Below are 13,655 nucleotides of genomic sequence, written 5' to 3'. Positions count from 1 at the left end.
TAGACATGCCCACCATCGCCAGGGGCTATGGCACCGACGCCGCCGACCAACCCCTTCGCGCCATGGAGTTCGAGCGCCGCGACCTCCGTCCCGACGACGTTGCGATCAAGATCACCCACGCCGGGATCTGCCACTCGGACCTCCACACCGCCCGCAGCGACTGGAAGGGCACCCATTACCCCTGCGTTCCCGGCCACGAGATCGTCGGCACCGTCACCGAGGTCGGCGCGGACGTCACCAAGCATCAGGTCGGCGACACCGTCGCGGTCGGCTGCATGGTCGACAGCTGCATGAAGTGCGACCAGTGCCTCGAAGGCTGGGAAGTCTTCTGCCGCGAAGGCAATGTCGGCACCTATAACGGCAAGGACCGCCACGACGGCTCGATCACCAAGGGCGGCTATTCCGACCATATCGTCGTTCGCGATCATTTCGTCTGCAAGGTGCCGCAGGGCATGGACGTCGCCCGTGTCGCACCGCTGCTCTGCGCCGGGATCACCACTTATTCGCCGCTTCGCCAATATGGCGTCGGCGAGGGCAGCAAGGTCGCGGTCGTCGGCCTCGGCGGGCTTGGCCACATGGGAGTCAAGCTCGCGGTCGCGATGGGCGCGCACGTCACCATCATCACCACGACGCCCGAGAAGGGCGAGGACGCCCGGGCGCTGGGCGCGCATGACGTCATCGTCTCGACCGACAAGGCGCAGATGAAGGCGGCGCGCACCCGCTTCGACTTCATCCTCAACACCATCCCCGTCAGCCACGAGATCGACGGCTATCTCCAGCTGCTCGGTCGCTCGGGCCGGATGGTGATCGTCGGCGCGCTGAACGAGATGCCCGGCTTCGTCGGTGCCAACCTCATCTTCTGGAACCGCGCGGTCGGCGGTTCGGCGATCGGTGGCATCCCTGAAACCCAGGAGATGCTCGACTTCTGCGCGGCGAACGACATCTATCCCGAGTGCGAGCATATCGCGATCGAACAGGTGAACGACGCCTACGAGCGACTGCTCAAGAACGACGTCCGCTACCGCTTCGTCATCGACATGGAGCAGCCCGCCTGACATGACCCCGGAGAGCCTTGCCGCGCTGCACGCCGCTCATGCGGCGGACCCTCATGCCTTCTGGCTGAACCAGGCGCGGCGGCTCGTCTGGGAGCGTTTCCCGGCCACCAGCGGTGACTGGTCGTTCGACCGCTCGGACTTCCACATCCGCTGGTACGGGGACGGGGTTCTCAACCTGTCGGTGAACTGCCTCGACCGGCACCTGCCGGCCCGGGCCGATGACGTCGCGCTCCTGTTCGAGCCCGACGAGCCCGGCACCGGCCGGGCGGTGACCTATGCCGAGCTGCACGCGGAAACCTGCCGCCTCGCCAACCTCCTCAAGGAGCGCGGGGTCGGTCGCGGCGACCGGGTGATGATCTACCTGCCGATGATTCCCGAGGCCGCCGCCGCGATGCTCGCCTGTGCGCGGATCGGCGCGGTCCACTCGGTGGTGTTCGGCGGCTTCAGCCCCGAAAGCCTCGCCGGGCGGATCGAGGATTGCGGCGCCCGCGTCGTCGTCACCGCCGACGAGGGAGTCCGCGGCGGCAAGACGATCCCGCTCAAGGCCAATGTCGATGAGGCCTGCGAGATCGCCGCCGGGGTCGAGACCGTGATCATGCTGACCCGCACCGGCGCCGAGGTGGCACTCCGCGAGGGCCGCGACCTCCGCTACGACGATCACCGCGACCGCCTGTCGATCGACTGCCCGCCCGAGCCGATGGGCGCGGAAGACCCGCTCTTCATCCTCTACACCTCGGGCTCGACCGGAAAGCCCAAGGGCGTCGTCCACACCACCGGCGGCTACGCCGTCTGGGTCGCGACCACATTCGACTGGGTTTTCGAGCCGCGCCCGGACGACCTCTTCTGGTGCACCGCCGACATCGGCTGGATCACCGGGCACAGCTACACGCTCTACGGGCCGCTGATGGCAGGCGTGCCGACCGTCATGTTTGACGGGATCCCGACCTACCCCGACTCCTCGCGCCTGTGGGAGACGATCGATCGGCTGGGCGTGACCATCCTCTACACCGCGCCGACCGCCATCCGCGCACTGATGCGCGAGGGCGACGGACCCGTCCGGAAGCATCGCCGCGACAGCCTGCGCCTGCTCGGCACCGTCGGCGAGCCGATCAACCCCGAGGCATGGCGCTGGTACCATGACGTCGTCGGCGACGGCCGGCTTCCGATCGTCGATACCTGGTGGCAGACCGAGACCGGCGGCGTCCTGATGACCCCGCTTCCGGGCGCCACCCGCATGAAGCCCGGCAGCGCGACCCGCCCGCTGCCCGGGATCGAGCCGCTCCTCGTCGACCCGCAAGGGCAGGAGATCATGGGTGACGACGTCAGCGGCAACCTCTGCCTGCGTGGCTCGTGGCCGGGTCAGATGCGGACCGTCTGGGGCGACCCGCAGCGCTTCATCGACACCTATTTCGTGACCTATCCGGGGCTCTACTTCACCGGTGACGGTTGCCGCCGCGACGCCGACGGCGACTATTGGATAACCGGCCGGGTCGACGACGTGATCAACGTCTCCGGCCACCGCATCGGCACGGCAGAAGTCGAAAGCGCGCTCGTCGCCCATCCGCTGGTCGCCGAGGCCGCGGTCGTCCCCGCCCCCCACGACCTCAAGGGCCAGGCGATCCACGCCTTCGTCACCTTGAACGCCGGCGAGCAGGGCTCCGACCCGCTCCGCGCCGAGCTGAACGCCGAGGTCCGCAAGCATATCGGCGCTCTCGCCATCCCCGAGCGCATCCAGTTCGCTCCCGGCCTGCCCAAGACCCGCTCGGGCAAGATCATGCGCCGGATCCTGCGCAAGATCGCCGAGGGCCAGCTGGACCAGTTGGGCGACACCAGCACCCTTGCCGACCCGGGCGTGGTCGAGGCGCTCGTGCGTGACCGCTAAGGCCGTCCTGCCGCTGGCGTTCGTCCTCGCCGCCTGCGCCCCGCCCGACCTTCCGGCCGGCACCGCCCCACTCGATCCGGTCGCCTTCTTCACCGGCGAAAGCCGCGGCGAGGGCGTGCTCGACCCGATCGTCGGCAAGAGCGTCCCGGTCACGGTCGAAAGCCGCGGCAGCCGCACCAGCGCCGGCGGCCTCAGCCTCGTCCAGCGGATCGCCGAGGGCAGCAAGAAGCCGCGGATCCGGACCTGGGTGATGCAGCCCCGCGGCCCCGGCCGCTTCACCGGGACCCTGACCGATGCCACCGGGCCGGTCGAGATCGAGAGCGCAGGTCCCCGCGCCACCGTCCGCTACCACACCCCGTCCGGGCTTCGCATCGAGCAGCAGCTCGCGCTCCAACCCGATGGCCGCACCATCCTCAACCGACTGGAAGCCTTCAAATTTGGCGTCCGCGTCGCCGTCCTGAACGAGACCATCCGCAAATAGCGCGCGCCTAGCTTTGGCCGCACTTTTCGGCTACTGGCGCCAGCCTTCCCATGGCTACTGTCCTTCCCACCCCGCCGCGCGTCGGCATGGTCTCCTTGGGCTGCCCCAAGAACCTCGTCGATTCCGAGCGCATCCTCGGCCAGCTCCGCTCGGACGGCTACCAGATGAGCGCCGACTATCAGGGCGCCGACGTCGTGCTGGTCAACACCTGCGGCTTCCTCGATTCGGCCAAGGAAGAAAGCCTCGAGGCGATCGGCGAAGCGCTGGCCGAGAACGGCCGGGTCATCGTCACCGGCTGCATGGGGCGCGAGGCCGAGGTCATCCGTGCCCGTTTCCCCAACGTCCTCGCAATCACCGGGGCGCACGCCTATGAGGATGTGGTCGCCGCGGTCCACGACGCCGCCCCCGCGCCGCGCTCGCCCTATCTGGACCTCGTCCCGCAGGCGACGCCGCACCTCAAGCTGACGCCCAAGCATTACAGCTATCTGAAGATCTCCGAGGGCTGCAATCACCGCTGCGCCTTCTGCATCATCCCCCAGATCCGCGGCGATCTCGTCAGCCGCCGTCCCGACGCCATCCTCCGCGAGGCCGAGAAGCTGCTTGCGCAGGGGACCAGGGAGCTGCTGGTCATCAGCCAGGACACCAGCGCCTACGGCCTCGATCTCAAGCACGCCGCCTGGCCGTGGAAGGGAAGCGACGTCCGCGCCCACATGACCGACCTTGCCAAGGCCCTGGGCGAGCTTCGCACGCCCGCTGGCGACCGGCCGTGGGTCCGGCTCCACTACGTCTACCCCTATCCGCACGTCGACCGGGTGATGCCGCTGATGGCCGAGGGGCTGGTCCTCCCCTATCTCGACATCCCGTTCCAGCATGCGTCGCCGAAGGTGCTGAAGGCGATGCGCCGCCCGGCCAACGAGGCGCGCGTGCTCGAGCGGCTGGTGCAGTGGCGGCGCGAGGTCCCCGACATCGCGATCCGCTCCTCCTTCGTCGTCGGCTTTCCCGGCGAGACCGAGGAGGACTTCGACTATCTCCTGCAGTGGCTCGCCGAAGCCCGGCTCGACCGGGTCGGCGCCTTCCGCTTCGAGCCGGTCGAGGGCGCGCCTGCCAACGACCTTCCCGGCCACGTGCCCGAGGAGGTCAAGGAAGAGCGCTATGCCCGGGTCATGGAGCTGACCGCCCGAATCTCGGCCGAGAAGCTCGCCGCCAAGGTCGGCAGCAGCCTCGACGTGATCATCGACGCGGTCGATCCGGAGACCGGCGGTGCGAGCGGGCGGAGCAAGGCCGACGCGCCCGAGATCGACGGCGAGGTCCACCTGCGTGATGCCGGTCATCTCACCGTCGGCGACATTGTCCCGGTCGCGATCGAGGATGCCGACGAGCACGATCTCTTTGGCGTTCCGCTGGTAGAGCAGGGGCGTGAAGCGGCTCGCGGGTAAGCACTGCGTCGTGACCGGCGCTGCGCGCGGCATCGGTCGCGCCATCGCCGAGCGTTTCATTGCCGAGGGCGCCGACGTCCTCCTGACCGACCTCGACCAGACGGCAGGCGAGGCGAGCGCGGCTGCGCTTGGCGCCGACTTCCATCCGCTCGACGTCCGCGACGAGGCGCAATGGGACGCGCTCGCCCGCGCGCACCCGACCTGCGACGTCATGGTCAACAATGCCGGCATCACCGGATTCGAGGGCAGCGCTGGCCCGCACGATCCGGAAAATGCCAGCCTCGCCGAATGGCATGCCGTCCACCGCACCAATCTCGACGGCACCTTCCTCGGCTGCCGCTATGCCATCCGGGCGATGAAGGCGAAGGGCGACGGTTCGATCGTCAACATCTCGTCGCGCTCGGGGCTGGTCGGGATCCCGGGGGCAGCCGCCTACGCCTCGTCCAAGGCCGCGATCCGCAACCACTCGAAGTCGGTCGCTCTCTACTGCGCGAGCAAGGGCTGGCGGATCCGCTGCAACAGCGTCCACCCCGCCGCCGTAATGACCGACATGTGGGACGAACTGGTCGGCCATGGTCCGGACCGCGAGCAGCGGCTCGCCTCGATGGTCGCCGACACCCCGCTCAAGCGTTTCGGCACGGTCGAAGAGGTCGCGGCCATGGTCGCCTATCTGGCGGCCGACGAGAGCGCTTATGTGACCGGCTCCGAGTTCACCATCGACGGCGGGCTCCTCGCCGGCTCGGCGGCAAGTCCCGGCGACTGAACCCCGCTGGGCTTGCCTAGTAGGATTTCGTCTGATGAAGTCGGAGGATGTCCGCCTCTCTCCCTTCTCGCCGCTTCCGCTGCTCGCCCGCCGCAGGGGGGTGACACGGAGTTACAACCCCCGATTTACGTCCTAGAAGCATGGGCGTGACCGACTTTTCCCTTCTCCTTCGCCCCGACCGCGGCGAGGCCGCCCACCCGCTCCATCTCGTCGATGCCGAACTGCTGCCCGAATGGCTGAAGGCCAACGCCGGATCGCGCCGGCCGCTGGTCGAAGCGGCGCGCTTCGAGGGCAAGGCCGGCCAGCTTCTTGTGATCCCGGCGGCCGCTGGCGGCGACTTCGAGGTGCTGGTAGGGGTCGGCAAGCTCGCGCAACTGTCGCCCTGGTGCCTCGCCGCTGCGGCCGAGCGCCTGCCGGAGGGCAGCTACCGGATGGCAGGCGAGGTGCCGCTCGGCACCGCGGCGCTCGGCTGGCTGCTCGCCCAGCACCGGTTGACCCGCTACAAGAGCAAGAAGGACGCCGGTACCGGCCCTCGCCTGCTGCTCAGCCAAGAGCCGGCACGGGTCGAGGAGATGATCCGGCTGGCCGATGCCACGGCCCTCGTCCGCGACCTCGTCGACACGCCGGCCGCGGACCTCGGCCCCGCCGAACTCGAGCGCGAGGTGCGCGACTGGGCTGCCGCGAGCGGCGTCGAGGTCGAGGTCACCAAGGGCGACGCGCTCGAGCAGGGCTTTCCGATGATCCATGCGGTCGGCGCCGCTGCGACCGCCGCCCGCGCGCCGCGGCTGATCGAGGCCTTCCACGGCGACCCCTCGCACCCCCGCCTTGCCATCATCGGCAAGGGGGTGGTGTTCGACAGCGGCGGGCTCGACATCAAGCCGGCATCGGGCATGCGGCTGATGAAGAAGGACATGGGCGGCGCGGCGCATGCCTTCGCGCTGGCCCGCCTGATCGTCGCCGAGCGCTGGCCGGTCCGGCTCCACCTCCTCATCCCGGCGGTCGAAAACGCCATCTCGAGCGCCTCCTTCCGCCCCGGCGACATCCTCGTCAGCCGCGCAGGGCTGACCGTCGAAGTCGACAATACCGATGCCGAAGGTCGCCTTGTCCTCGGAGACGCGCTGACCCGCGCCGGCGAGGAGAAGGCCGAGACGATCGTCGACTTCGCCACGTTGACCGGCGCGGCCCGGGTTGCGCTCGGTCCCGACCTCCCCGCGACCTTCAGCAACGACGAGGAGCTTGCCGGCGACCTGCTCGCGAGCGGCACGGAGGTCGCCGATCCCCTGTGGCGGATGCCCCTCTGGGATGGCTATGACGAGCAGCTCAAGAGCGATCTTGCCGACATGGCGAACAGCGCCGACTCGCCATTCGCCGGTTCGATCACCGCGGCGCTCTTCCTCCGGCGCTTCGTCCCTGAAGGGGCGCGCTGGGCGCATCTCGACACCTTCGCCTGGCGTCCGGCACCCAGGCCTGGCCGTCCCAAGGGCGGCGAAGCGCTCGGCTTGCGAGCGGTCCACGCCGCCCTCGCGAAACGATATCGTCGCAAGTGACAACGGAATTTTCTCCGACTTCCTTCTCTTGGCGCAACATTTTCCTCTCCTGCCGGTTGGAAGGGCACGCTAGTCAGGCGAGGAGTTTCCAGTCCAATGAGCGATGCATCGCTAAGCGGGTGGATGCGTGCCCTGGTAGGTTATGTGAGATCGGGAGAACCGGACCTCACCAACCGCCAGATGGCGCTCCTTATGTGCGTGTACCTGACCCCGGGTCCGCACACGGTCCGCGGTCTCGCCCGAGTGCTCGGAGTCTCCAAGCCCGTCGTCACCCGTGCCTTGAACACGCTGGGTGCGCTCGGCTATCTGCGCCGCGAACGCGATCAGGACGACCGGCGCAATGTGTTCGTCGTCCGCACCAGCAGCGGGGCAGAATTTCTTGAAGGCTTCAAGCGCAACATCCGGGGCAGCGGCGAACGGACAGGCGGCGGAGAACGCGACGCCGATCGCCGACCAGCACTCGGCCAGCTCGCCCACGCCCACCGCTGAGGCGCCTCCCGGCGGCTTTCCGCTCGCCGGGCCCTCGGTCCATCCCGATCCACGAAGCCACGCCTACCGCCAGGACCTCGCCGACGTTGCGCTTGCGGGGACGGTGATCGCCTCGCACTACGCGGTCCCGCTTGTCTGCACTCTTGTCCGCGACACGGTTCTGACGAGCACGCCGGCAGCCGATGGCGAGCCGCTCGCCGAACTGGCAAGCGGCGAGCAGGTCCAGATTCTCGACAACAGCCGGGGCTGGGCCTGGGGCTATGGCGGCGGCCTGGTCGGCTACATCCCAGCAAGCGCGCTCTGACATGCTGAAACGGCTGCTTCTCGCCGCGGTGATCGGAGGGGCACTGATCCTGGCCGGTGCCACCTGGTTCTTCTGGTGGTCGGCCGCTTCCGGCGCCGCCAAGGTCCAGACGGTCGAAGTGGCCGAGGGATCGACCCTTACCCGGCTCTGTCCGCAGCTCGCGACCAAGGGGCTGATCCGAAACTGCACGCCATTCCGCGCCTTTGCCCGCTTCCTCGCGTCGGACGACGGGATCCAGGCCGGCGAGTTCGAGATCCCCGCCAAGACGACTCAGGCGGGATTGCTCGACATCCTCCAGCACGGCCAGCCGGTGCAGCGGCTGATCACCATTCCCGAGGGCATGCCGAGCATCCTGGTCCAGGAAAAGCTCGCCGCCGCGCCTTTCCTGACCGGTGAGGCACCGCTCCCCGCCGAGGGCGCGGTGCTTCCCGACAGCTATAGCTACGCGCGCGGCGAGACCCGTGCGGCGGTGGCGGCGCGGATGGAAACGGCGATGACCAAGGCGCTGGCCGAGCTGTGGCCCGCGCGCAAGGTCGGCACCTGCCCCGTCTCCAGCCAGGCCGAGGCGGTCACCCTCGCCTCGATCGTCGAGAAGGAGACGGGCAAGCCCGCCGAGCGGCGCGCGGTCGCGGGGGTCTATTGCAATCGGCTCAGGATCGGAATGAAGCTCGATGCCGATCCGACGGTCATCTACCCGGTGACCAAGGGCAAGCCGCTCGGCCGGCGGATCCTGCGCTCCGAGCTGAACGCGGACACCGGCTACAACACCTACCGCCGCGCCGGCCTGCCCGCCGGTCCGATCGCCAATCCGGGGCGGTCGAGCATTGCCGCGGTGCTCGATCCCGAACCGCACCAGTTCATCTACTTCGTCGCCGATGGCACCGGAGGGCATGTGTTCGCCCGCACGCTCGACGAACATAATGCCAATGTTCGCAAGTGGTTCGCCATCCGCAAGGCACGCGGCGAGATGTAGGGACCTGTCGTCCCGGCCCCGGCCGGGACGAGGTCAGCGTCAGATAGCCTTGAGCACCAGGCTGGCGTTGGTCCCGCCGAAGCCGAAGCTGTTGTTCAGCACCGCCTTGACCGGCCGCTTCTTGGCGACGTGAGGAACGAGGTCGACCCCTTCGGTACCCTCGTCTGGCGTGTCGAGGTTGAGCGTCGGAGGCACGATCTGGTCGCGAAGCGCGAGGATGCAGAAGATGCTTTCGACCGCGCCGGCGCCGCCCAGGAGGTGGCCGATCGCCGACTTGGTGCTGCTCATCGACGCACCGCCGAGATCGTCGCCGAACACGCGCTTGGCGGCAGCGAGCTCGATCGTGTCGGCCATGGTCGAGGTGCCGTGGGCGTTGATGTAGTCGATGTCGCCCGGCTCCATGCCGGCCTTGCGGAGCGCCATGCGCATCGCATTCTCGGCGCCGAGCCCGTCGGGGTGCGGAGCGGTGACGTGGTAGGCGTCGCCCGACAGGCCGTAGCCGACGACCTCGGCGTAGATGGTCGCGCCGCGGGCCTTTGCGTGCTCATATTCCTCGAGCACCACCACCCCGGCGCCCTCGCCCATGACGAAGCCGTCGCGGTTCTTGTCATAAGGGCGGCTGGCCTGCTCGGGGCGGTCGTTGTAGCTCATGTTGAGCGCGCGGGCCTGGGCGAAGCCGGCCACGCCGATCGGGCAGATGGTCGCCTCGGCGCCGCCCGCGACCATGATGTCGGCATCGTCGTCGCGGATCATGCGTGCCGCGTCGCCGATCGAGTGGGCTCCGGTCGAGCAGGCGGTCACGACCGCATGGTTCGGACCCATCAAGCCGTACTTGATCGAGACCTGGCCCGAGATGAGGTTGATCAGCCGGCCGTGGACAAAGTGAGGAGAGACCCGGCCCGGGCCCTTTTCGGCGAGAACCAGGCTCTCGATCTCGATTCCCGGAAGGCCGCCGATCCCGCTGCCGATCGAGCAGCCTGCACGAAGCTTCATTGCGTCGGGCATGTCGGTCAGACCGGCATCCTCGAGCGCCTGCCCGGCGGCATCGAGCCCGAAGACGATGAACGGATCGACCTGCCGCTGGATCTTGTGGTCGACCCGCTTGCCCGGATCGAAGCCATATTCATGATCAGCCGGCTTCACTTCGCAGGCGATCTTGCACTTGTGGGCGGTGGTGTCGAAGCGCGTGATCGGCCCGGCGCCGCTCTTGGACGCAAGGATGTTCTTCCAGGTGGTCTCGACGTCGCTCCCAAGCGGCGTCACCAAACCCAGACCCGTGACCACGACACGACGCATAAACTTCCCTTCCGAATACAAGAACAGGCCCGGCGACGCCGAGCCTGTTCCTATCGCCTCGGCGAAGCCCCCAACGGGGACTTAGCCCTGATTCTGGTCGATGTAGTCGATCGCATCCTTGACGGTGGTGATCTTCTCCGCCGCGTCGTCGGGGATCTCGACACCGAATTCTTCCTCGAAGGCCATGACGAGCTCGACGATGTCGAGGCTGTCGGCGCCCAGGTCGTCGATGAAGCTCGCTTCCTCGGTCACCTTCTCGGCCTCGACGCCCAGGTGCTCGACAACGATCTTCTTCACGCGCTCGGCAGTCTCGCTCATCATTCTTCCCTTCAGGTTGTCTTTGCCGATGCGTTAGCGAGGCTCCAATGGCTTGCCAAGAGTTTCACGACCCATGACGACGAGCAGCCCTGAACGCCCGCTGACCACCGGGGAGGTCGAGATGGCCCGCTCGGTGTTCGGTGAGGCCGTCGATTACGGGTCGGTGCGGCTTGTCCGGCGCAAGTGGTGGCCGTTCCAGCCCAAGGGCATCGTCATGGCCCCATGTGGCCACATCCACTTTCATCCCCAAGATGCGCACTGGCGCGAGGACTTCGCCACCGCCGAGTGGAATCTGCAGGGCCTCTTCATCCACGAGATGACCCATGTCTGGCAGGCGCAGCGGGCCGGCAGATACTATCTTCCGCTGATGCGACACCCCTTTTGCCGCTATGCCTACTCCTACCGGCCAGGCCGTCCGTTCCTCCGCTACGGACTGGAGCAGCAGGCGGAGCTCGTCCGTCACGGCTTTCTCCAGCGGCGTGGCATCAAGCCGCTCCGCGCCGCCGACCTGCCCGAGATCGAGGCGATCCTTCCTTTCTGACCGGCTTCCTGTCGCCAGATTGCAACAGCTCCGTAACGAAAAGCATGTGGCGGCTCTCTTCCCCTCGCCGCTCCGGCGCTGAAAAGTTACGCTTGGTTGCACAACTGCATTGGGGGGAACCATGCGCCTGAACTCTCTCGCCGCCCGCGCCCTGCTCGCGTCCACCGCTGGCATTGCGCTAGTCGCTCCTGCCTCGGCTCAGACCGCGCAGGAAAGCCAGGCCCAAGCTGCAACCGCCACCGTCCCCGACCCGTCGCCTGATCAGGATGAGCGCGGACTCGGAGACATCATCGTCACCGCCACCAAGCGCGCGTCGACGGTGCAGGACGTCCCCTTCTCGATCAATGCCCAGACGCAGGAAGACATCCAGCGCGCCAACGCGGGTACGATCGAGGACATCAGCCGCAACGTCGCCGGCCTCCAGGTGCAGAACCTCGGGCCGGGGCAGAGCCAGGTCAGCGTCCGCGGCGTCTCCGCCGGGCAGATCGTCCGCGACCAGCCGGGCGTGAAGGAGCAGGTCGGCGTCTACCTCGACGAGAGCGTCGTCTCGCTGTCGCTATTCACGCCTGACTTCGATCTGTTCGATCTCAACCGGGTCGAGACGCTGCGCGGTCCGCAGGGCACGCTGTTCGGTTCTGGCTCCGTCGGCGGCACCATCCGCTACATCACCAACCAGCCCCGGCTCGGTCGTACCGAAGGCCTGGTCGAGGCCAATCTGAACACGCTCGCCGATGGCGATCAGGGTGGTCACCTCAAGGCTGCGGTCAACGTTCCCCTGGGCGCCACTGCCGCACTGCGCGTGGTCGGCTATGCGACCAAGTTCGCCGGCTTCGTCGATGCGGTGGGACCTGCTGCGGGCAAGGACGTCAATGACGGGCAGCGCAAGGGCGTCCGATTGTCGCTGCTCTGGCAGCCGGTCGAAACCATCCGCATCACTCCGCGCGTGGTGCTGCAGGAGATTGAGGCCGACGGCTTCAACCGGCAGGAGATCTTCAACCTTTACTCAAATCCGTTCACCACCCCTTCGCGCACCTTCGACGAGCGCGAGCAGTATCTGCTCTTGCGAGAGAAATTCCGGGACAAGACCCGCCTCTTCGATCTCACGGCAAGCGCGGACTTCGGACCGGTCGAGCTCACGTCCATCACCAGCTACATCGACCGTGACATTCTGGTGAGCCGTGACGCCTCGGCCCTTACCGGGTCGGTCTCGGTCGACCTTGGCTATCCGGCCGCGGCCGTGAACCTGCCATCGAACCTGGTCGACACCACCGGTCTTGAGCAGTGGAGCCAGGAAGTCCGCCTGTCCTCAGCCGACAGTGGACCGTTCCAGTGGGTCGTCGGCGGCTTCTATTCGACGGTTGATCGTCGCTACTCGCAGCGCCTCCCGACCTCGGGCTACGATGCCGCCACCGACGCCGTCCTCGGCGCAGGGACCTCGGCGGCGGTCAGCAACGGCTTCCCCGCCAATTCGCCCTACAATGCCGACCTGCCCTACGACATCAAGCAGAAGGCTGTGTTCGGCGAGGCGACATACGACTTCGGTCAGCTCAAGGTGACCGGCGGCGGCCGCTTCTACGACTTTTCGGAAAGCCGGGACTTCATCTCGGGTGGGTTGTTCGCCAACGGTGACCGCCGCCTGGGCGACAAGACCAGTTCCAACGGCTTCAGCCCGCGAGCAATCGTGTCCTGGGAGCCCGACCGCAATCTGACCGTGAACCTTCAGGCGGCGAAAGGCTTCCGACTCGGCGGGGTCAATGACCCGCTCAACCTTCCGCTCTGCTCGGACGCCGACGAGGCGCTGTTCGGCGGCTTCCAGAACTATGACGACGAGACGCTCTGGAACTACGAGGGCGGGGTCAAGTACAGCAAGGGTCCGGTGACGTTCAACGCCGCCGCCTTCTACACCGACATCAAGAACCTCCAGGTGACGCTGGATGCCGGAAGCTGCTCGAGCCGGGTGGTGTTCAACGTCGAGAAGGCCCACACGCGCGGTCTCGAGGCCGAGTTGAACGTCCGCCCGGCCCAAGGTCTCGACCTGAGCTTCTCGGGATCAATGGTCCAGGCCGAGTTCGACACGACCTTGCGGTCGGACCTCGCGGCGGCCACCGGCATTCGCAACGGCAATCGCCTTCCGAGCGTCCCCAAATATCAGTTCGCGGCGGCCGCCACCTACGGCGGGCGACTGCGCGACAGCGGCGAGTGGTTCGTCAGCGCCAGCTGGCAGAGGGTCGGCAATCGCTACACCCAGCCGGCCGACCAAGAGAATAATCCGCGGGTCTTCGTTTCGGGGCTGCCCTTCAATGGGGCTTCGGGCACCGGCACGACGCGGGTCAACCTGCTGCTGCCGGCCTACGATCTGGTGAACCTCTCGGCCGGCATCGACTTCGACAGCGGGCTTGGCGTGCAGGTCTACGCCAACAACCTGTTCGATGAGAATGCGCTGCTGTCCTTCGATCGTGAACGTGGCGGGCGGGCTCGCCTCGGCTACAACATCGGGCGACCGCGGGAAGTCGGCATTACCCTGCGGCAGAAGTTCGGCCGCTAACGAGAAGGGCGGCGTGCTCGGGTGA

General features: G+C 67.6%; 13 protein-coding genes. 11 read left to right on the top strand and 2 right to left on the bottom strand.

Going from position 1 to position 13,655, the window contains the following annotated elements:
- Nucleotides 1–5 precede the first annotated feature (5 nt).
- From ABD727_RS04220 to mltG, 9 genes are all read left to right on the top strand, one after another.
- Nucleotides 6–1,055 (top strand): NAD(P)-dependent alcohol dehydrogenase, encoded by a 1,050-nt coding sequence (locus ABD727_RS04220; protein WP_344706129.1) that lies wholly within the window; start codon nucleotides 6–8, stop codon nucleotides 1,053–1,055.
- 1 nt (nucleotide 1,056) lies between these two features.
- Nucleotides 1,057–2,937 carry an acetate--CoA ligase gene (gene acs, locus ABD727_RS04215; protein ID WP_344706128.1) on the top strand — a complete coding sequence of 627 codons (1,881 nt, stop codon included), beginning with the start codon at nucleotides 1,057–1,059 and terminating at the stop codon, nucleotides 2,935–2,937.
- On the top strand, nucleotides 2,927–3,418 hold the full coding sequence (locus ABD727_RS04210) for a DUF3833 family protein (protein ID WP_344706127.1): 492 nt from the start codon (nucleotides 2,927–2,929) through the stop codon (nucleotides 3,416–3,418). The genes acs and ABD727_RS04210 overlap by 11 nt, the downstream gene beginning before the upstream one ends.
- A 50-nt stretch (nucleotides 3,419–3,468) precedes the next feature.
- The gene (rimO, locus tag ABD727_RS04205) at nucleotides 3,469–4,854 is read left to right on the top strand and encodes a 30S ribosomal protein S12 methylthiotransferase RimO (protein WP_344706126.1); all 1,386 of its coding nucleotides are present in this window, start codon (nucleotides 3,469–3,471) and stop codon (nucleotides 4,852–4,854) included.
- Nucleotides 4,835–5,617 carry an SDR family NAD(P)-dependent oxidoreductase gene (locus ABD727_RS04200; protein WP_344706125.1) on the top strand — a complete coding sequence of 261 codons (783 nt, stop codon included), beginning with the start codon at nucleotides 4,835–4,837 and terminating at the stop codon, nucleotides 5,615–5,617. Before rimO ends, ABD727_RS04200 begins: the two co-directional genes overlap by 20 nt.
- 146 nt (nucleotides 5,618–5,763) lie before the next feature.
- Complete coding sequence (locus ABD727_RS04195) at nucleotides 5,764–7,164, top strand: leucyl aminopeptidase family protein (protein WP_344706124.1); 1,401 nt, start codon at nucleotides 5,764–5,766, stop codon at nucleotides 7,162–7,164.
- Nucleotides 7,165–7,260: 96 nt separating this feature from the next.
- A complete protein-coding gene (locus ABD727_RS04190) occupies nucleotides 7,261–7,653 on the top strand; it encodes a MarR family transcriptional regulator (protein WP_425566757.1) in 393 nt (130 codons plus the stop codon).
- 103 nt (nucleotides 7,654–7,756) lie between these two features.
- Nucleotides 7,757–7,957: a hypothetical protein gene (locus ABD727_RS04185; protein ID WP_344706123.1), complete on the top strand. Its 201-nt coding sequence runs from the start codon at nucleotides 7,757–7,759 to the stop codon at nucleotides 7,955–7,957.
- Between the two features lies 1 nt (nucleotide 7,958).
- Nucleotides 7,959–8,930 (top strand): endolytic transglycosylase MltG, encoded by a 972-nt coding sequence (mltG, locus tag ABD727_RS04180; RefSeq protein ID WP_344706122.1) that lies wholly within the window; start codon nucleotides 7,959–7,961, stop codon nucleotides 8,928–8,930.
- Between the two features lie 39 nt (nucleotides 8,931–8,969).
- Here the strand turns inward: mltG and fabF are convergent, their stop codons facing one another.
- Both fabF and ABD727_RS04170 read right to left on the bottom strand, forming a co-directional pair.
- The gene (gene fabF, locus ABD727_RS04175; RefSeq protein ID WP_344706121.1) at nucleotides 8,970–10,226 is read right to left on the bottom strand and encodes a beta-ketoacyl-ACP synthase II; all 1,257 of its coding nucleotides are present in this window, start codon (nucleotides 10,224–10,226) and stop codon (nucleotides 8,970–8,972) included.
- A gap of 81 nt (nucleotides 10,227–10,307) precedes the next feature.
- The gene (locus ABD727_RS04170) at nucleotides 10,308–10,544 is read right to left on the bottom strand and encodes an acyl carrier protein (protein WP_192586890.1); all 237 of its coding nucleotides are present in this window, start codon (nucleotides 10,542–10,544) and stop codon (nucleotides 10,308–10,310) included.
- 73 nt (nucleotides 10,545–10,617) lie between these two features.
- On the opposite strand from ABD727_RS04170, the gene ABD727_RS04165 reads away from it, so the two are divergent.
- Together ABD727_RS04165 and ABD727_RS04160 are read left to right on the top strand one after the other, a co-directional pair.
- Entirely contained in the window at nucleotides 10,618–11,085 is a 468-nt protein-coding gene (locus ABD727_RS04165) for a vgr related protein (RefSeq protein WP_344706120.1), read from the top strand.
- Between the two features lie 121 nt (nucleotides 11,086–11,206).
- Nucleotides 11,207–13,630: a TonB-dependent receptor gene (locus ABD727_RS04160; protein ID WP_344706119.1), complete on the top strand. Its 2,424-nt coding sequence runs from the start codon at nucleotides 11,207–11,209 to the stop codon at nucleotides 13,628–13,630.
- Nucleotides 13,631–13,655: the final 25 nt, after the last annotated feature.

This window comes from Sphingomonas swuensis, from assembly GCF_039538045.1.
Classification (GTDB): Bacteria; Pseudomonadota; Alphaproteobacteria; order Sphingomonadales; family Sphingomonadaceae; genus Sphingomicrobium; species Sphingomicrobium swuense.
This window is presented reverse-complemented; position numbering and strand designations above follow the sequence as displayed.